At 38.8% G+C, this 17,399-nt stretch carries 19 protein-coding genes, 1 pseudogene and 1 riboswitch; of the genes and pseudogenes, 15 read left to right on the plus strand and 5 right to left on the minus strand.

Annotated features, from left to right (window positions below):
* Positions 1 to 140: 140 nt before the first annotated feature.
* The 5 genes from PH210_RS03365 to pssA all read left to right on the plus strand — a co-directional run bounded on the left by PH210_RS03365 (position 141) and on the right by pssA (position 4,867).
* The gene (locus PH210_RS03365; protein ID WP_289983052.1) at positions 141 to 1,673 is read left to right on the plus strand and encodes a carboxypeptidase M32; all 1,533 of its coding nucleotides are present in this window, start codon (positions 141 to 143) and stop codon (positions 1,671 to 1,673) included.
* Positions 1,674 to 1,676: 3 nt separating this feature from the next.
* Complete coding sequence (locus PH210_RS03370) at positions 1,677 to 2,318, plus strand: pyridoxamine 5'-phosphate oxidase family protein (RefSeq protein WP_289983053.1); 642 nt, start codon at positions 1,677 to 1,679, stop codon at positions 2,316 to 2,318.
* Positions 2,319 to 2,585: 267 nt separating this feature from the next.
* Positions 2,586 to 3,368 carry a TerC family protein gene (locus PH210_RS03375; RefSeq protein ID WP_289983054.1) on the plus strand — a complete coding sequence of 261 codons (783 nt, stop codon included), beginning with the start codon at positions 2,586 to 2,588 and terminating at the stop codon, positions 3,366 to 3,368.
* A 98-nt stretch (positions 3,369 to 3,466) separates the two neighbouring features.
* Positions 3,467 to 4,129 (plus strand): phosphatase PAP2 family protein, encoded by a 663-nt coding sequence (locus PH210_RS03380; protein WP_289983056.1) that lies wholly within the window; start codon positions 3,467 to 3,469, stop codon positions 4,127 to 4,129.
* Between the two features lie 36 nt (positions 4,130 to 4,165).
* A complete protein-coding gene (gene pssA / locus PH210_RS03385) occupies positions 4,166 to 4,867 on the plus strand; it encodes a CDP-diacylglycerol--serine O-phosphatidyltransferase (RefSeq protein ID WP_289983057.1) in 702 nt (233 codons plus the stop codon).
* Between the two features lie 123 nt (positions 4,868 to 4,990).
* On the opposite strand, the gene qoxD is transcribed toward pssA, so the two are convergent.
* From qoxD to qoxA, 4 genes are read right to left on the minus strand one after another with little or no spacing between them, the layout of a single operon-like run.
* Positions 4,991 to 5,284 (minus strand): cytochrome aa3 quinol oxidase subunit IV, encoded by a 294-nt coding sequence (qoxD, locus tag PH210_RS03390; RefSeq protein ID WP_223587826.1) that lies wholly within the window; start codon positions 5,282 to 5,284, stop codon positions 4,991 to 4,993.
* A gap of 1 nt (position 5,285) precedes the next feature.
* Positions 5,286 to 5,891, minus strand: coding sequence for a cytochrome aa3 quinol oxidase subunit III (gene qoxC, locus PH210_RS03395; protein WP_289983061.1), 606 nt, complete (start codon positions 5,889 to 5,891; stop codon positions 5,286 to 5,288).
* The gene (gene qoxB / locus PH210_RS03400) at positions 5,881 to 7,857 is read right to left on the minus strand and encodes a cytochrome aa3 quinol oxidase subunit I (protein WP_289983063.1); all 1,977 of its coding nucleotides are present in this window, start codon (positions 7,855 to 7,857) and stop codon (positions 5,881 to 5,883) included. The genes qoxC and qoxB overlap by 11 nt, the downstream gene beginning before the upstream one ends.
* Positions 7,847 to 8,797, minus strand: coding sequence for a cytochrome aa3 quinol oxidase subunit II (qoxA, locus tag PH210_RS03405; protein WP_289983065.1), 951 nt, complete (start codon positions 8,795 to 8,797; stop codon positions 7,847 to 7,849). The genes qoxB and qoxA overlap by 11 nt, the downstream gene beginning before the upstream one ends.
* Before the next feature lie 371 nt (positions 8,798 to 9,168).
* Between qoxA and PH210_RS03410 the strand changes: the two genes are divergently transcribed.
* The 3 genes from PH210_RS03410 to PH210_RS03420 all read left to right on the plus strand — a co-directional run bounded on the left by PH210_RS03410 (position 9,169) and on the right by PH210_RS03420 (position 10,668).
* Complete coding sequence (locus tag PH210_RS03410; protein ID WP_289983066.1) at positions 9,169 to 9,474, plus strand: iron-sulfur cluster assembly accessory protein; 306 nt, start codon at positions 9,169 to 9,171, stop codon at positions 9,472 to 9,474.
* A gap of 135 nt (positions 9,475 to 9,609) precedes the next feature.
* Positions 9,610 to 10,344, plus strand: coding sequence for a Cof-type HAD-IIB family hydrolase (locus PH210_RS03415; protein WP_289983747.1), 735 nt, complete (start codon positions 9,610 to 9,612; stop codon positions 10,342 to 10,344).
* A gap of 123 nt (positions 10,345 to 10,467) precedes the next feature.
* On the plus strand, positions 10,468 to 10,668 hold the full coding sequence (locus PH210_RS03420; RefSeq protein WP_223587819.1) for a cold-shock protein: 201 nt from the start codon (positions 10,468 to 10,470) through the stop codon (positions 10,666 to 10,668).
* Between the two features lie 59 nt (positions 10,669 to 10,727).
* Here the strand turns inward: PH210_RS03420 and PH210_RS03425 are convergent, their stop codons facing one another.
* Entirely contained in the window at positions 10,728 to 10,919 is a 192-nt protein-coding gene (locus tag PH210_RS03425) for a hypothetical protein (RefSeq protein WP_289983067.1), read from the minus strand.
* Between the two features lie 232 nt (positions 10,920 to 11,151).
* Between PH210_RS03425 and katA the strand changes: the two genes are divergently transcribed.
* The 7 genes and pseudogenes from katA (at position 11,152) to ribH (ending at position 17,369) form a co-directional block, all read left to right on the plus strand.
* A complete protein-coding gene (gene katA, locus PH210_RS03430; protein WP_289983068.1) occupies positions 11,152 to 12,612 on the plus strand; it encodes a catalase KatA in 1,461 nt (486 codons plus the stop codon).
* Between the two features lie 141 nt (positions 12,613 to 12,753).
* A complete protein-coding gene (locus tag PH210_RS03435; RefSeq protein WP_289983070.1) occupies positions 12,754 to 13,977 on the plus strand; it encodes a CapA family protein in 1,224 nt (407 codons plus the stop codon).
* A 97-nt stretch (positions 13,978 to 14,074) separates the two neighbouring features.
* The gene (locus tag PH210_RS03440) at positions 14,075 to 14,599 is read left to right on the plus strand and encodes a CBO0543 family protein (protein ID WP_289983073.1); all 525 of its coding nucleotides are present in this window, start codon (positions 14,075 to 14,077) and stop codon (positions 14,597 to 14,599) included.
* 145 nt (positions 14,600 to 14,744) lie between these two features.
* Positions 14,745 to 15,209: a GyrI-like domain-containing protein gene (locus PH210_RS03445; RefSeq protein ID WP_289983075.1), complete on the plus strand. Its 465-nt coding sequence runs from the start codon at positions 14,745 to 14,747 to the stop codon at positions 15,207 to 15,209.
* 92 nt (positions 15,210 to 15,301) lie between these two features.
* Positions 15,302 to 15,448: riboswitch (FMN riboswitch) on the plus strand.
* Positions 15,449 to 15,571: 123 nt separating this feature from the next.
* Positions 15,572 to 16,231, plus strand: a complete 660-nt coding sequence (ribE, locus tag PH210_RS03450) for a riboflavin synthase (RefSeq protein ID WP_289983076.1) — start codon at positions 15,572 to 15,574, stop codon at positions 16,229 to 16,231.
* 12 nt (positions 16,232 to 16,243) lie between these two features.
* Positions 16,244 to 16,849 (plus strand): annotated as a pseudogene (gene ribB / locus PH210_RS03455) (3,4-dihydroxy-2-butanone-4-phosphate synthase); the annotation flags it as partial.
* Between the two features lie 49 nt (positions 16,850 to 16,898).
* Complete coding sequence (ribH, locus tag PH210_RS03460) at positions 16,899 to 17,369, plus strand: 6,7-dimethyl-8-ribityllumazine synthase (protein ID WP_289983079.1); 471 nt, start codon at positions 16,899 to 16,901, stop codon at positions 17,367 to 17,369.
* Positions 17,370 to 17,399 lie beyond the last annotated feature (30 nt).

A 17,399-nucleotide genomic window follows, 5' to 3' on the forward strand; every position in this document is an offset into this window, starting at 1 on the left:
TTTTTCGAACTGATTTTTTTGTCAATCAAAAGATTTTCTAATTTTTTCCCTTATTAGAATTTTTAATTTATAATGAATTTGGATTGGTAATGTTCATCAACCATTTCCATTAAAAATAGAAAATAGGGGGTCTTCTACATATGGAACAGAAAGTAATGGATCCAGTTTTACAGAAGGCATTAGAACAATTTACAGCATTAGATGAAAAAATCACCCATTTTTCAAGTATCATAGGGTTGACTGATTGGGACCAAAAGGTCATGGCACCGAAAAAAGGCAGAGCAATTTTCGCCAAAGCAACCGGTACTCTTAGAACTGAAGTTTTTAAGCTAATGATATCAAGTGAAATGGGTGTATTACTGGAAACCTTATCTAAACCGGAAAGCGCAAAGGAATTAGACGTTAATACGAAAGCAAAGGTTCGCGAATACAAAGCATATTATCAAAAATCAAAGAGTATTCCTGCCGACCTTTTTCAGGAATACAGTATCCTAACAGCACAGGCTAATGATGCCTGGGAGGAAGCAAGAGCGAATAATGATTTTGCGCGGTTCCTCCCTTACTTGGAAAAAATTGTTGACTATAAACGTAAGTTTGCTGAAATATTCGGCTATGAGGAGCATCCATACGATGCTTTATTAGATGAGTTTGAACCAGGTTTAACAGTTAAAAGACTAGATCCATTGTTTGCTAAGTTAAGAGAATCAAGTGTTAGACTCTTAGAGCGTATTAGAGGGAATGGAAAACGGACAAAGGCCGAAATTTTTCAGCAGTCTTTTGAAATTGAAAAGCAGAAAGCCTTTAATCGTTATATTCTCCCGATTATAGGGTTTGATCTTGATGCCGGCCGCCTAGACGAAACTGTTCATCCATTTGCTCAAACCGTTAATACAGGGGATGTCCGATTAACAACTCGCTATTTAGAAAAAAATGTCCGCTCAGCCCTGTTCGGTACTATTCATGAAGCCGGCCACGGAATTTATGAGCAGCATGTAACTCCTGAATTTGAAGAATCCATCCTTCAAAGCGGAGCATCGTTTGGAATTCATGAATCCCAATCAAGATTTTTAGAAAATATGGTCGGCCGCAGCAAAGAATTTTGGAAATTCTTTTTCCCTAAACTGCAGGAATATTTTCCGGCCCAGCTGAAGAATGTTTCTGTTGATGATTTTTATCGGGCAGTGAATACGGTTGAGCCGTCCTTTATTCGTGTGGAAGCAGATGAGTTAACCTATAATCTTCATATTATGCTGCGCTATGAAATTGAAAAAGCGTTGATTGCCGGAGAGATTGAGGCAAAAGACCTTCCTGTAATTTGGAATCAAAAAATGCAGGATTACCTTGGGGTTACTCCAAGTACGGATACGTTAGGCGTACTTCAGGATGTTCACTGGTCCTTTGGAGGAATTGGGTATTTCCCTTCTTATTCTTTAGGTAACCTTTATGCGGCACAAATTCTTCGTACGATTCAAAAAGAACTGCCTGATTTTTATTCCCATATAGAAAATGGCAGATTCGACGTGATTCAAGAATGGTTAAAAGAAAATATCCATCAGTACGGCAAGCTTTACACGCCAAATGAATTAATTGTTAAGGTGACGGGTGAGGAATTAAACGCAGATTATCTTGTTGAGTATCTGGAGAAAAAATATGCTGAGGTATATGGAATATAATTTATGATCCCACGAACTCTAGTTTTTAAAGACGTAATATCAACATTTGAAGAGCTTAGAAGTTTGATAGGTACTCCGAGTGAAAGAGCGGAAAAAAAGGTTATACATTTTATTGACAAACATTGCCAAAATTTTATTTCCTTGTCTCCCTTTTTGGTCATGTCAACGGCTGATAAAAAAGGGAATTGTGACGTTTCCCCAAGAGGAGACCAACCTGGCTTTGTCATGGTTTTAAATGAAAAACAGCTTCTAATCCCTGAACGACCAGGCAATAAACGAGTGGACTCGATGAAGAATATTATCGAAAACCCGCATGTTGGACTTCAATTTTTGATCCCTGGATTAGGCGAAACACTGAGAATCAATGGAAAGGCCTGTTTAGTGAAGGATGATGAATTGTTAGAAAAAGTGGCGGTAAATGGAAAAAAACCTCTTTTAGGGATAGGGGTTGAGGCTGAAGAATGTTTTATTCATTGTGCGAAAGCAATATTACGCTCTGGACTTTGGAAGCCGGAAACATGGAAAGATAAGGCCCACCTTCCAAGAGCTGCAAAGATCTTAGCTGAGCACGCGAACATTGAAGGGGTTTCAGTCGATGAAGTCGAAGCAAGCCTTATAGAAGGTTACAAGAAGAGACTATATTAAATTGACATTTCGAATAAAATATCGTATATTAATAGTAATTAAATATTTCCTTTTTAAAGGGGAGTAGCTGCTACAATAAAGTCGTCATTCCGAGAATTTTATTCTCCGGCTTTATTGGCAACATTTACGTTGTTAGCAAGACCTTTACTTTACTGTAAAGGTCTTTTTGTATGCTTTTTTACATGGCCTTTACTGTATACAGTAAAGGCCTATTTTTTGGCATAAGGAGTATTTTGAAAAAAATCTAACTTTTAGGGAGGAATTTTCATGGATTTAACTCTTTTACTGGAGTATGGATGGGTATTATTGATTTTGGTTGCATTAGAGGGACTCTTGGCTGCCGACAATGCCTTGGTTTTGGCGATTATGGTAAAGCACTTGCCTGAAGAGAAAAGGAAGAAAGCATTATTTTACGGATTAGCAGGGGCGTTTGTGTTCCGCTTTGCTTCATTATTTGCGATTTCTTTCTTAGTCGATGTGTGGCAGGTCCAAGCAATCGGTGCCCTTTATTTATTGTTTATGGCTGGTAATCACATTTTCCGCAAGGTTGTAAAAAAGAAAGAGAATAAAAAGGATGGTAAGGTTCGTAAAGGCGGGGGCTTTTGGAGAACAGTCTTTTTGGTGGAATTAGCGGATATTGCCTTCGCTGTTGATTCGATTCTTGCAGCGGTAGCGATGGCAGTTGTCCTTCCAGATACACCGCTTCCAGCAATAGGCGGACTTGATGGAGGAAAGTTCCTGGTTATTTTTGCCGGTGGAATTATCGGACTCATCATCATGCGCTTTGCCGCAAATCAGTTTGTGAAGCTATTAGAAAAAAGGCCGGGTCTTGAAATTGCCGCTTTTACAATTGTCGGCTGGGTGGGTGTAAAGCTTGCTGTTTATACACTTTCACATCCAGAGCTTGCTATTTTAAATGAAGATTTTGCCCATTCAACTGCCTGGAAGATAAGCTTTTATGTTGTATTAGCTGGTATTGCTGCAGCAGGCTGGTTTTTCTCGAAAAACAAGGAATCAAACCCGCTGAAAAAAGAACCAAAGGTTTCATAATGAGTGAAAGCAATTCCTCTTTGGCGGGGAATTGCTTTTTTTACATTTTCTTCTTTTTCTGTTAAGGTAAAAATATACTAAGGTGGAGGGAATTTTTTATGTTTTTAAGGGCCTATTTGATGATGGCTTTTATTGTAAGCGTCGTGTGTATAATAGGCTTTAGCTTCATCACCTTATTAATCAGCGACCAGAAAATAATCAGGTTTGACCGTGCGGTAATTCAGATGATACAAGATCAAGAATCCCCTGGATTAACAATCGTCATGAAGGTGTTAACGTATATTGGTTCAGCATCCTTTGTTATCATTCTTAGTCTGGTACTAATGATTTTCCTTTATAAAGTATTGCATCATGGAATTGAACTTATTTTATTTATTACAGCCATCCTTGGTTCTGCCTGTCTAAATGGTATATTGAAAAACATTTTTCAGCGGGTAAGACCTGATTTACATCGCTTAATTGAAATCGGGGGTTATAGTTTTCCAAGCGGCCATGCAATGAGTGCTTTTTCGGTTTATGGGATTATCACCTTTTTACTTTGGCGGCACATTCCAAATAAATGGGGAAGAAGTATTTTGATTGTCTTTAGTATTGTGATGATCCTTTCTATCGGTATTAGCCGCATTTATTTAGGGGTACATTATCCAAGTGATGTTATCGGCGGTTATTTTGCCAGTGGATTTTGGCTGGCTGTGTTAATATGGTTTTTCCAATATTACAAGGAAAAACGTTATAATAGGAAATATAAAAGCGAGATATAAGGTTCAGAACTGAAAGCTTCGCGGTTAAAAATTGGAGTGATACATATTATTAGAAATAGTATTCCTAACTTATTTACACTGTTAAATTTATTTTGCGGTTTCTTATCGGTGATGTATTCGGCACAAGGTGATTATAAAAATGCGGCCATCCTTATCTTAATAGGGATGATGCTGGATAGTATGGATGGTCGGATTGCTCGGATGCTGAGGGTCGAAAGTGAACTGGGGAAAGAGCTCGATTCATTGGCGGACATTGTCACCTTTGGTGTGGCACCTGCAATGATGGCTTACTATTCCTATTTTATCTATTTCGGAGTTCCTGGAATGGCGATTGCCGGCCTTTTCCCATTATTCGGGGCCTACCGGTTGGCCAGGTTCAATATTAATGCGGTTAAATCGTCGCTTAAATACTTTACAGGTGTTCCGATCACCGCAGCCGGCGGCGTACTGACATTGTTAACGTTGTTCCATTGGAAGATGCCTGAAATCATCCTGCCCATTGCATTTTTTCTCCTTTGTTATTTAATGGTAAGCACGATCAAAATTCCAAGTTTGAAAGATATTCCTTTACCGAAATATGGTATTATTATTACTCTTTTCTTGGGTTACGCGATCTACCTAGTGTTTAAAAAGGAACAGCACCGTTTTCCGTATTTTATTTATGTGGCGATTCCATTATATGTCGCCTTTATCAGCTACCAATTAGTACGAACAAAACGGAAAAGAAATCCAAAATAACAAAAAGGGTGTCAGACACCAATGTGAAAATTTCACATGGTGCCTGACACCCTAATTTTGTCTAGCTCCAGCGCCTAGCCCCTCGAGTTGTCGGGGCTGACCAAGGCGCTTCCGCTTTTCCTATTACATTCCGAATGACATAACCCAAATGGATCCCGCAACTGTGACGACTGCGATGAAGAAGCCGTAAGCTACGTTGATTACCTGGGATTTTCCATCTTCGCCTTCGTTCATATGCATGAACATGTATAACTGAAGGCCTGCTTGGACGACTGCAAGCGATCCAATAATCCAAAGTATAGTTTTAAACGGAAGGGAGGTTTTGATGGCAACTCCTAGTGCTGCAAAGGTAAGCACTAGAGACATAATAAATCCGATTACATGTGTAACAGGGAATCCTTTATGATTTTTCTCCATCTTAGGCCACCATCCTTGCTAAATAAACAAATGTAAAGATAAAGATCCACACAACATCCAAGAAGTGCCAGTATAAACCGATAATAAACGTTTTACGGGCAGTGACAGGTGTTAAGCCGCGCTTGAAAATTTGGATAATGACCATCGTTGCCCAGCCAATCCCCATGGAAACGTGAAGACCATGTGTTCCAAGTAAAACAAAGAAACTTGATAAAAATGCACTTGTCTGCATTGTTGCGCCTTCATGGACATAATGAATGAATTCTGTAACCTCCATGAAAACAAACCCAGCCCCAAGTAAAAGGGTGATGATGAACCAAAGTAACAACCCATTACGGTTCCCGCGGCGCATTTCATAGATTGCGAGACCGCAGGTGAAACTGCTCGTTAACAGCAGGATGGTTTCTACCATGACATCCTTAATTTCAAAAAGATCCTTTGGGGTAGGCCCGCCAGCATAGCGGGCATTTAGAACAGAAAAGACAGCGAACAATGTTCCAAATAGGATGATTTCAGCACCAAGGAAAATCCAGAACCCCAAAATATTCATTCTATTTTGTTCTGTTTGATATTCAAGCGGCAAAGCAGTATTGACGTTAGCTGACATGGTTGTTCACCCCTTTATTCACACTTCTCCATGCCTTTTCAGTTTTCTTGATCTCATCTTTATGAACGTGGAACCCATCATTGTAATCGAATGAACGGATAATCAACCCAGCAAGGATTCCAACCGTAGCCACGAGGGCGGCAAGCTTCCATTCGAATACCAAGAGGAATCCGGTGATTCCAAAAATAACACCCATATAAAATGGCAGACCTGAATTGCTTGGCATATGGATTTCTTCTACTTCTTCATCTTTTAAAGTAAGACCTTCATTGTGCTTCTTCATATACCAGAAGGCGTCTATAGATTTCACTTCTGGAAGTTTCGCAAAATTATAGAATTGAACTGGAGAAGCGGTAGCCCACTCAAGTGTACGTGCATCCCATGGATCGTTTGAAATATTACGGTCTGCATATCTTGCACTCCAGTAAATGTTATAGCAAAGGGCACCAAAACCAATCGCGAGAATAACGGCACCAATTGTTGATAATAAGAATAATGGAGCATAACCAGATTCAGCAGAATAAGTGTAAGAACGTCTAACAGCCCCATCTAATCCTAGGAAGAACATTGGCATAAACGTTAAGTTAAAACCAATCGTAAAGAACCAAAAATGAATTTTACCAATTTTTTCATTTAACATGTGTCCAAACATCTTAGGCCACCAGTAATAAAGACCGGCAAATACGGCAAATACTACACCAGGTATTAGTACATAGTGGAAATGGGCCACAAGGAAAAGGGTATTATGGTACTGATAATCAGCTGCACCCATTGCCAGCATAACCCCGGTAACTCCACCAATGACAAAGCATGGGATGAATGCAAGTGCCCAGAGCATTGCAGTGGTTAATTCAATCCGGCCTTTTCGCATCGTGAACAGCCAGTTAAACATTTTAACACCGGTTGGAATGGCAATCATCATCGTCGTAATGGAGAAGACGGAGTTGACTCCAGGTCCTGCACCCATCGTAAAGAAGTGGTGCACCCAAACTAGCATACTTAAAAACGCAATACCAACGATGGAGAATACCATCGAATTATATCCAAACAATCTTTTACGTGAGAAGGTTGAAATAACCTCTGAGAACATCCCGAAAGCAGGGAGTACAACAATATATACTTCTGGGTGGCCCCAAAGCCAGAACAGGTTCGCCCACATCATATCCATTCCGCCGCCTGAGATCGTAAAGAAATGGGTACCGAAAATACGGTCAAATGTCATCAATGCAAGAGCAACGGTAAAGATAGGGAATGATGCGACAATAATGACCGAAGCAATGAATGATGTCCAGGTGAACATTGGCATTCTCATTAATGTCATGCCTTTTGTACGCATTTTTAAAACCGTGACGATGAAGTTAATCCCCGTCATCAATGTCCCAATTCCGGCAATTTGCAGGGCAACTGCATAATAGTTATTACCGATACCAGGCGTAAATTCTTTACCGGCAAGAGGGAAGTATGCCGTCCAGCCAGCATCTGGAGATCCGCCGACAACGAAAGAAATATTAAACAGCATCGCACCGCTGAAGAACAGCCAAAAGCTTAAGGCGTTCAATTGCGGGAAGGCAACGTCACGAGCTCCAATTTGCAGCGGAACGACCACGTTCATTAAACCAATTAACAATGGCATTGCTGCGAACAAAATCATGATAACGCCATGAGTTGTAAAGATTTCATTATAGTGCTGTGCATCTAAAAATTTCATTTCAGGGCGTGAGGTTTGTGCCTTCATTAACAGACCATCTACACCTCCGCGGAAGAACATCAATACACCTGAAAGGATGTACATTATCCCAATCCGCTTATGATCAACGGTTGTCAGCCATTCGCGCCACAGCCATTTCCATTTTTTTAAATAGGTTATACCGGCAACTATACCAACCATCGTTAGTACTATAGCAATCTGTGAACCTAGGATTAATGGGTTTCCTACTATGAAAAAGTCATGCCAATTAATTCCCATTGTGTTCACCTCCGTTAGAATCATTCATTTCCGTGTTGTTTTCTTCATCTTTAAAAATCTTACCTTGAACTCCGTGAACCTTGTATAACTCAGGATTTGTATAAGTTTTGGAATTCATTTTCCCATGGTCGACCCATGCTAAGTGGGTGCCAGTAAATGTTTCACGTCCTAAGTGAGTTGGTTTTAAAAGCTCATTGTATTTTTTCTCTGTAAGCTTAGGAGCGTTTGCTTTTACTTCTTTAACCCATTTTTCAAAGTCCTTAGAGGATTTAGCTTCAACCGTGAATTCCATATCGGCATATCCCTTGCCGTTAAAGTTCGTATTTCTTCCTAAAAATTCACCAGGATTATCAGCTGTCAAATAAAGCTGTGTTTCCATTTTGTTCATCGTATATTTTTGACCGCCAAGTGCAGGAACCCAAAAGGATTGCATTGTACCAGCAGAGGTTAATTTAAACTTAACCGGTGTACCAGCCGGAATGTTAACATAGTTCACAGTTTCAATGCCTTGCTCAGGATAGCTGAAGATCCATTTCCAGTCAGCTGAAGTGACATTGATGGTAATTGGTTTTTTATCTTCATAACCTGCAGGCACTTTTTCTAGTTTATAAATGGTATTTACAGTAGGGATTGTTAAAGCAATAACTATCAAAATCGGGATCGCTGTCCAAATGATTTCTAATTTTGTACTGCCGTGCTCTTCAGGCGGCACGTAGTCTTTATTTTTTGATGTAGCACGGTACTTCCAAACAATATACCCAAATAATCCGAAAACAACGACAACGACAATCAGCATAAATACGAGTGACCAGTTTATCAAACCAAGAATGTCTCTGGCAGCAGGACCTTTTGGGTCAAATACCACCATTTTGTTGCAGCCACTTAATAATAAGACAGGCAGGAAAGCCAGTAGGGGGATTAAATAGCCCTTTTTAAACATTTTAAAGCTCCTCTCAGGCAAATTGTTCATTTTTTCACAATCCTTACGTGAATTCATTCACAAACTTCAATAGGATAACTCCATTTTTAAAAAAATACAAGCAGAAAATCCAATTAAACTAATCATTATTTTAGATTAACTTTCGGAGTAAGTTTCCTCTTTCACAATATTACCAAGATGTCTATGATGATAATATAGGTTTTTGAAAAAAGTTGTGACAAATTTGTTAAGGATTTAAAATGCTAATCATGGAATAGTTTGGAAATATGATTCCACAGCCTTAATCATTGGTGAAAAATGGCTTAAAATTGTCTATTTTAGAATAATAATGAGATAATGTTAATACTACATAGATAGAGGAGACAGTTACGATGAAAGTCAAAATTAATCGAATTGCAGCTAAAGCATTGAAGAAAATGATGGATGTGGAAGAAGCAGAAGGAAAAATGTTCCGAGTATATGTCACCAGTATTCATGGAGATCATGCGCATTATGATTTAATGCTTGATACGCCAACTGAAAATGATGAAGTTGTTAAAACCGATAAGGATATTGATTTTATTCTCGATAAAAACGATGAGAACTTGGATGGCGTATGGATTCAATACTTCCAAGTGCCAAAAGAGGAATGGGTCATTACCAATCCATCAAAAGGCAGCCATCACCATCATCATTAAAAAAAAGAGCACTTGGAAAATTATCCAGGTGCTCTTATTATTATGTAATGTACAAGTGAGGAATTTTTGATTTTTATTTATAAAAAGTGTTTACTTAAACAATGAAACCATTTGAAAGGGGAAGGTTATTTCGTGATGGATACTGACATTAAACTAATTGCTCTGGATATGGACGGGACACTTTTAAACAAAAAAGGAAAAATATCAGAAGGAAATCGGCAGGCAATTAAGGAAGCACAAGGAAAAGGCATTTTTGTAGTTTTAAGCACTGGACGTTCCTTGCTCACCAGCCGTGAACACGCGGACTCACTTGAACTCACATCATACTTGGTTACTGTAAATGGCAGTGAAATATGGGATGAAAAACGGGAAATCGTCGAAAGAAATCTTGTTAAATCAGAGCTTATCGAGTGGATGTGGGAGTTGTCTAAACAGCATAAGACAAAGTTCTGGGCAATCAGCACAGAACGCAATTGGCATGATGAAATGCCTGAGGATTTACATACAAAGGAATGGTTAAAATTTGGCTTTAATATCGAGGATGATGCAACAAGAGAATACATAAAAAATGAATTAGAGGCAAAAGGGGAGTTTGAATTAAGCAATTCCACCTTAAAAAACATCGAGGTAAACCCAACTGGAATCAATAAAGCAAAAGGACTCAAAATTGTCTGCGACCGCCTTGGGATAGAAATGAGTCATGTGATGGCAGTCGGGGATAGTTTAAATGATATGGCGATGATTAAGGAGGCTGGAATTGGGGTGGCAATGGGTAACGCCCAAGATGCCGTTAAAGAAGCTGCCGATTGGGTTACCGCAACGAATGAAGAGGATGGAGTAGCCAAAGCGATTCGAAAATGGGTCCTATAAAATACAAAAATTAAAATATTTTGTAAAAGATTTGTATAGGAAGAAAAAGGATTGGTAAAAATAATCAAGCAAGAATATTTTGCAAAATAATGTTATGGCTACATGCTAGGAGGCTACAAAGAAATGGAAACAGGCAGAGTAAAATGGTTTAACGGTGAAAAAGGTTTTGGATTTATTGAGCGCGAAGGCGGCGACGATGTATTCGTTCACTTTTCAGCAATTCAAGGTGAAGGCTACAAAACCTTAGATGAAGGTCAAGAGGTTACGTTTGAAATCGAAAATGGACAACGTGGACCACAAGCGGTTAACGTCCGTAAATCATAAGTAACAATAAAAAACAGACTCAGTAATCTGAGTCTGTTTTTTATTGTCTTAGCCCTTCATTAGACACCCATTTTTCTGCGCGAGTTGCTTACTTTTTTAGTTTGCTGGCTCTTTAGTTTTTTAGTTGCTTGGGAGCCATTCAAATTCGCATTGTCAGCGGCTGCCTTATTCTTTTTATTTTCAAGCTGTTGTTTCATTGCCTCTTGTAAGCTGATTTTCCTTTTTTGTGTTTCTTGACTAGAATCGGACATATTAGCCTCCTATTAATGGTGTTAAGTACAGTATAATCTATTTTTTTACATATTAAAATTTCCTAAATACAATTTTTTTGGACGTTATTTCTTGAATTTGGAAATAACGTCCTTTTTTATTACAAAATTGATAATCAATATTAATTTATAATAATTATAAATTAATATTGATTTTAATAAAATTTATATTATAATTTAGTCAATGGTTCAAAAATTGTTACGAGGTGATCAAATGAGTAATGCAAACAAACACTTAACAACAGGAACAGGAGCACCAGTCGGTGATAATCAAAATTCAATGACAGCAGGTTCACAGGGACCAACATTAATCCAGGATGTTCATCTTCTTGAAAAATTGGCCCATTTTAACAGGGAGCGTGTACCTGAGCGTGTTGTTCATGCAAAAGGGGCCGGTGCGCATGGATATTTTGAAGTAACAAACGATATGTCAAAATATACAAAGGCCAAGCTATTCAACGGTGTTGGAAAGAGGACACCAATGTTTATCCGTTTCTCAACTGTTGCTGGTGAATTAGGTTCTGCTGATACCGTTCGTGATCCACGCGGCTTTGCGGTGAAGTTTTATACAGAAGAAGGTAATTACGATCTAGTCGGAAATAATACCCCAATTTTCTTTATTCGGGATGCAATTAAATTTCCTGATTTTATTCATACACAAAAAAGAGACCCGAAAACTCATTTGAAAAATCCAAATGCGGTATGGGATTTCTGGTCATTGTCACCTGAGTCCCTGCACCAGGTCACATATTTAATGGGAGATCGCGGACTTCCAGCAACATTAAGACATATGAATGGCTACGGCAGTCATACCTTTAAGTGGGTCAATGCAGAGGGTGAAGCAGTTTGGGTGAAATATCACTTTAAGACAGATCAAGGTGTTAAAAACATGGCAGCGGATGTTGCAGGTAAAATAGCAGGCGAAAATCCTGATTATCATACTGAAGACTTATTTAATGCAATTGAAAAGGGCGACTTCCCTGCCTGGAGATTGCAAGTTCAAATTATGCCATTTGAAGATGCCTATAAATACCGCTTCGACCCATTTGATGTAACAAAGGTTTGGTCTCATAAGGATTATCCACTGATCGATGTAGGACGTATGGTGCTTAATCGCAATCCTGAGAATTATTTTGCAGAAGTGGAGCAGGCAACCTTCTCGCCTGGAACATTGGTACCAGGAATCGAGGTATCACCAGATAAAATGCTTCAAGGACGCATTTTTGCTTATTCAGATGCTCATCGATACCGCGTTGGCGCGAACCACAATCTATTGCCGATTAACCGTCCAAAGGTAGAAGTGAATAACTATCAACGTGACGGTGTGATGCGTTCAGACAATAATGGCGGAGGTTCCATTTATTATGAGCCGAACAGCTATGGCGGACCTAAGGAAGCACCAGAACATAAGCAAACGGCCTTCCAGGTTTCAGGTGCAGCTGAACAAGTGGCATACGATCAAAACGATCATTACACTCAAGCTGGTGATCTTTATCGACTCATGTCTCCGGACGAACGGACACGTTTAGTAGAAACGATCGTTGGGGCAATGAAGCCTGTTGAAAAAGATGATATTAAGCTCCGACAAATCAAGCATTTCTACAAAGCTGACCCAGAATATGGTGAGCGGATAGCAAAAGGGCTTAATCTGGCCATTCCTCAAGAAGTTAACTAAATCTAAATCTATTAAACTAGTAAGGCCGTTCGGTTACTGAACGGCCTTTAACAACTAAAAATATCTAAATATTCTACAAAATATGACAATATTTTCTCTATTCTCCAATTAAACTTATTCATATAGACAGGGGGAGGAGAATTGTTTAAATTTAGAATCTTGATCACCATGTTGATTTTTATAGTTGGTCAACTACTATTAGACTCAACGGCTTATGGCAAACAATACATAACCAACGATAATAAATTGTTTTTCAATTTTTATGCAGATAAGCTTTTTGAAAGAATTAATAACCAATTTTCTGCAAAGGATAGGAAACTTTCCTATTACGATCAACTTGTGGCTCTACAGCAAACACCCAATAATATCTCAGTAAAACAGAAGGCGGCTTTAACACACATTGAGGAGCCAATTCGGCTAACGTTTGCCGGGGATGCGATGTTTGATTGGTCAGTAAAGCAAACAGTCAAGCAAAAAGGAGCGGATTATCCCTTCGAATATATTAAAACGGAACTTGCTTCCAGCGATTTAAGGGTAGTCAATTTGGAGACATCCATTACCACTGGAGGGACAAAGCAAGGAAAACAATATACGTTCCGTTCAGACCCAATTGCGTTATCAGGACTAAAGAACGCAGGTTTTCAACTTGTTAGTCTTGCCAATAATCATTCGCTGGATTATGGGCTGCAAGGGTTTACGGATACTGTCGCCAATTTAAAGCAATATCAACTGGATTATGTCGGCGGCGGTTTGAACAAGGATGAAGCATATGCAGCCAAATCCTATAGTATAAAAGGGAAAATAGTTAAAATCCTGGCTTTTTCGAAGGTTCTGCCCGACTTTAGCTGGGTAGCAGCAGCTTCAAAACCTGGACTTGCGAATGGTTATGATATCAGTCTGATTAACCACACCATCCAAACAGAAAAAGAGGACGCCGATTATTTATTTGTGTTTATCCATTGGGGCATTGAAACGAAGCGCTCACCTGAACCCTTCCAGCGAGAATGGGCAAAGTTAATGATTGACGCAGGTGCGGATGGGGTCATTGGAAGTCATCCCCATGTGCTGCAAGGCTTTGAATATTATAAAGATAAACCGATTGCCTATTCACTCGGAAATTTCCTTTTTCCTAACTATATAAAAGGGAATGCAGCGCAAACGGGTGTACTACACTTAGATATAAAAAATGAAAAAATTGGGATGACTTTTGTACCTTATCGAATCTATAACGATCAAATTGTCAAACAAAATGATCGGGAAAAACTTACTGTATGGAATGAACTTCAGCGACTATCGTTCGGTGATCTGCAAATTCAAGAAGGAATGATTAAAGATTCGGCTAGCGTTGCAGAAGCAGGAAACTAGTGAAGCTGTGGGATTTTATTTGCCGCTGCTTTTTTTAACATAAATTTACAATTTGCTGGGAAAAATATTGGTAATTAGAAAATGAAGGAGCAACTATGTGAATCTGAACGTGATATATGGGGCCATTTTTATTTTTTCAGCAATAAAATGGGGTGATTGGAAAAATTGGGGGGCCTATTACCCTACTTTTCTTTTCTTGATGGTTGGGGATTTGGTGTATCAGTTTTTATTTTTTAAACATAGCATGTGGGAATATGTTCCGATTGGAAGTGATAAATCATGGGCAAAGCATACGCATATTGCTTTCTTAGTTATGTTAATAAAATATCCTGTTACGATCAGCATATTTCTAGGTCATATGCCGAAGACGGCTTGTAAAAAAATATTGAATATCCTTGCTTGGACACTTATCTACACGATAAATGAATACATAGATTTGAAATTGGGTGCATTGATCCATAAAAACGGCTGGAATTTATGGTGGTCTGCATTCTTTAGCTTTGTTATGTTTTCCGTTTTAGCTGTCCACTATAAAAAACCATGGTTAGCTTGGATTCTATCAGCGATATATGCTACTTTTCTATGGAACATTTTTAATGTTTCTCAAGATATTTTGAAATAATTTCTTTCGCAGGCAACCTAGGACATAGGTTGTTTTTTTAATGGAAATTTTTATGAAATATTATATTAGCCGAATTACTAAGCAGGAATTTAAGTACTAAATTTAGAATATTAATAATATGATGATTTTTAAAGGGGGGATTAGCTTGGGAATCCAAGTAGTAGAAAAAGAAGAGATAAAAGTAGTTGGAATTTCTTGGAGTGGAACCTATTCAGAGGGTGAGATCATTCCAAGTCTATTTAAGAAGATGGAAAATCGCTTAAGTGAAGTGCCAAATCAAACGGTGGAACCAGTGTTGATTGCGCCATTTCATAGCAGGGAAACAGAGTTTACCTATTATGTCACGAAACCAGTAGAAAAAATTGAAACCATCCCCGAAGGCATGGTTGGATTTTCTATCCCGCGAAAAAACTATGTCGTCGGGGTCCATAAGGGCACGCAAGAGGAAGTTAAGAATACATACCTTCAAATGTTCGAATGGATGAAAGAATACGGCTATGAACAGGATCACCATGCCTTAAGTTTAGAAGTCTATAAAGAAGAACATAAACAACAAAATGTGAATGGAGATCTCCATTTTGAAATCTACTTACCTGTGAAAACTTATTAAAACAATAGGACATTCCGGGATTTTTCTGAAAATAGGAGTCCTTTCTCTTTACTCTTTAATTAAAGTATACTAACATAGAAAGTATATTTTAATAATTCCTTCGGGGTAAGGTGAAATTCCTAACCGGCGGTGATGAAGCGATGCTTCTTAGTCCGTGACCCGGTTAACGTACTCGTTAAACGGTGGATCTGGTGAAATTCCAGGGCCGACAGTTAAAGTCTGGATGGGAGAAGGAAAAAACAGGATTATGAAAAAGGCAAAAATCGCCTGTTTCTAAGCCTTGCTTTCCCATTGTCTTTTATTGGCCCTGAAGAGAAAATTCTTCAGGGTTTTTTGTATTCCTTTATAAAGGAGAAGAAAAAATGTTTACCGGAATTATTGAAGAAATTGGGTCAATCTTAAATATTCAGAGGACGGGAGAGTCGTTTGTCCTAACCATTTCCGCGAAAAAAATTCTTGAAGATGTCCATCTTGGAGATAGTATTGCTGTTAATGGAGTATGCCTGACTGTGACCTCCTTCACGGCAAATCGCTTTACTGTTGACGTAATGCCGGAAACCGTTAGAGCTTCGAGTTTAAATATTGTTAAACGAGGTTCTAACGTCAACCTTGAAAGGGCGATGGCTGCAGGAGGAAGATTTGGCGGTCACTTCGTATCAGGGCATATTGATGGGACAGGAATCATTAAAAGTAAGAAAGCATTCGAAAATGCCGTATATTATGAAATTGAAGCAGACCCCGAATTATTAAGATATGTCATTGAAAGAGGATCAATAGCAGTTGATGGGACTAGCCTTACCGTTTTTGAGGTATCCGAAAATCGCTTTACCCTATCTTTAATCCCGCATACCCTTGGTGAAAGTATAGTAGGGCAAAAAGACTCTGGTGATATCGTAAATTTGGAATGCGATATGATTGGTAAGTACGTGGGACATTTTATGAATAATCTTGGAAAAAATAATCAACAAAAGAGTAGTGGAGGGATATCCGCTAATTTTTTAGAAGAAAACGGGTTTTTCTAGGAGGAATTTATCGTGTTTGATACGATTGAAGCAGCATTAGCAGATTTAAAAGAAGGTAAGGTTATTATTGTTTGTGATGACGAGGGTCGGGAAAATGAAGGAGATTTTTTGTCACTCGCTGAAAAAGCAACACCTGATATCATAAATCTTATGGCTACCCATGGTAAAGGCCTTATATGTGTTCCAATTGATCAAGAACTGGCACAAAAGCTGGAACTAGATCCGATGGTTTCAAAAAACACAGACCCGCATGGTACCGCCTTTACGGTAAGCATTGACCATAAATTTTCAACAACAGGTATATCAGCATTTGAACGCTCAGCTACGGTTCTTAGCATGATTGCTACGGAATCAAAGCCTGAAGATTTTAAGAGGCCAGGGCACATTTTTCCGCTTGTCGCAAGAAATGGCGGGGTTCTTAAACGAACGGGACATACTGAAGCGGCGGTAGACTTAGCTAAACTATGCGGCGCATCGCCTGCGGGAGTGATTTGCGAAATTATGAATGAAGACGGAACGATGGCACGTGTCCCAGAACTTCGTAAAATTGCCGATAAACTAGGGATAAAAATGATTACCATTGAAGATTTAATAAAATACCGAAAGAATAAGGAAAAAGATACAGCAAACAATTTATAAAGTAAAATATTTCATTGGAGGAGTTAAGATGGGACATATTTTTGAAGGTAATTTAGTTGGCTCAGGATTAAAGGTTGGAATTGTAGTTGGACGTTTCAATGAATTTATCACAAGCAAATTATTAAGCGGTGCGCAGGATGCGTTAAAACGGCATGGAGTAAGTGAGACAGATGTAGACGTTGCTTGGGTTCCAGGCGCATTTGAACTGCCGTTAATTGCACAAAAAATGGCGAACAGCAAAAAGTATGATGCAGTCATCACACTTGGAACCGTTATTCGCGGCTCTACACCACATTTTGATTATGTTTGTAATGAAACTGCAAAGGGAGTATCTCGTATCAATTTAGACAGCGGCATCCCAGTTATTTTTGGCGTATTAACGACTGATTCGATTGAGCAGGCAATTGAGCGTGCGGGTACGAAAGCCGGCAATAAAGGCTGGGAAGCAGCAGCTTCTGCCATTGAAATGGCAAACTTGTGCAGAAACCTTGATAAATAATGTTATTATTGCAAAAAAACATATACAATT

This window comes from Paenibacillus sp. BSR1-1 (genome assembly GCF_030403775.1).
Taxonomy (GTDB): domain Bacteria; phylum Bacillota; class Bacilli; order Bacillales; family Cytobacillaceae; genus Neobacillus.

Coding starts and splice junctions, on each gene's coding strand:
- PH210_RS03380 (WP_289983056.1), top strand. CDS start 3,467: ATGTTTTTAAGGGCCTATTTGATGATGGCTTTTATTGTAAGCGTCGTG.
- ribH (WP_289983079.1), top strand. CDS start 16,899: ATGGGACATATTTTTGAAGGTAATTTAGTTGGCTCAGGATTAAAGGTT.
- PH210_RS03420 (WP_223587819.1), top strand. CDS start 10,468: ATGGAAACAGGCAGAGTAAAATGGTTTAACGGTGAAAAAGGTTTTGGA.
- PH210_RS03365 (WP_289983052.1), top strand. CDS start 141: ATGGAACAGAAAGTAATGGATCCAGTTTTACAGAAGGCATTAGAACAA.
- PH210_RS03425 (WP_289983067.1), bottom strand. CDS start 10,919: ATGTCCGATTCTAGTCAAGAAACACAAAAAAGGAAAATCAGCTTACAA.
- katA (WP_289983068.1), top strand. CDS start 11,152: ATGAGTAATGCAAACAAACACTTAACAACAGGAACAGGAGCACCAGTC.
- qoxA (WP_289983065.1), bottom strand. CDS start 8,797: ATGTTTAAAAAGGGCTATTTAATCCCCCTACTGGCTTTCCTGCCTGTC.
- qoxB (WP_289983063.1), bottom strand. CDS start 7,857: ATGGGAATTAATTGGCATGACTTTTTCATAGTAGGAAACCCATTAATC.
- qoxC (WP_289983061.1), bottom strand. CDS start 5,891: ATGTCAGCTAACGTCAATACTGCTTTGCCGCTTGAATATCAAACAGAA.
- PH210_RS03410 (WP_289983066.1), top strand. CDS start 9,169: ATGAAAGTCAAAATTAATCGAATTGCAGCTAAAGCATTGAAGAAAATG.
- ribE (WP_289983076.1), top strand. CDS start 15,572: ATGTTTACCGGAATTATTGAAGAAATTGGGTCAATCTTAAATATTCAG.
- PH210_RS03415 (WP_289983747.1), top strand. CDS start 9,610: ATGGATACTGACATTAAACTAATTGCTCTGGATATGGACGGGACACTT.
- qoxD (WP_223587826.1), bottom strand. CDS start 5,284: ATGGAGAAAAATCATAAAGGATTCCCTGTTACACATGTAATCGGATTT.
- PH210_RS03370 (WP_289983053.1), top strand. CDS start 1,677: ATGATCCCACGAACTCTAGTTTTTAAAGACGTAATATCAACATTTGAA.
- PH210_RS03375 (WP_289983054.1), top strand. CDS start 2,586: ATGGATTTAACTCTTTTACTGGAGTATGGATGGGTATTATTGATTTTG.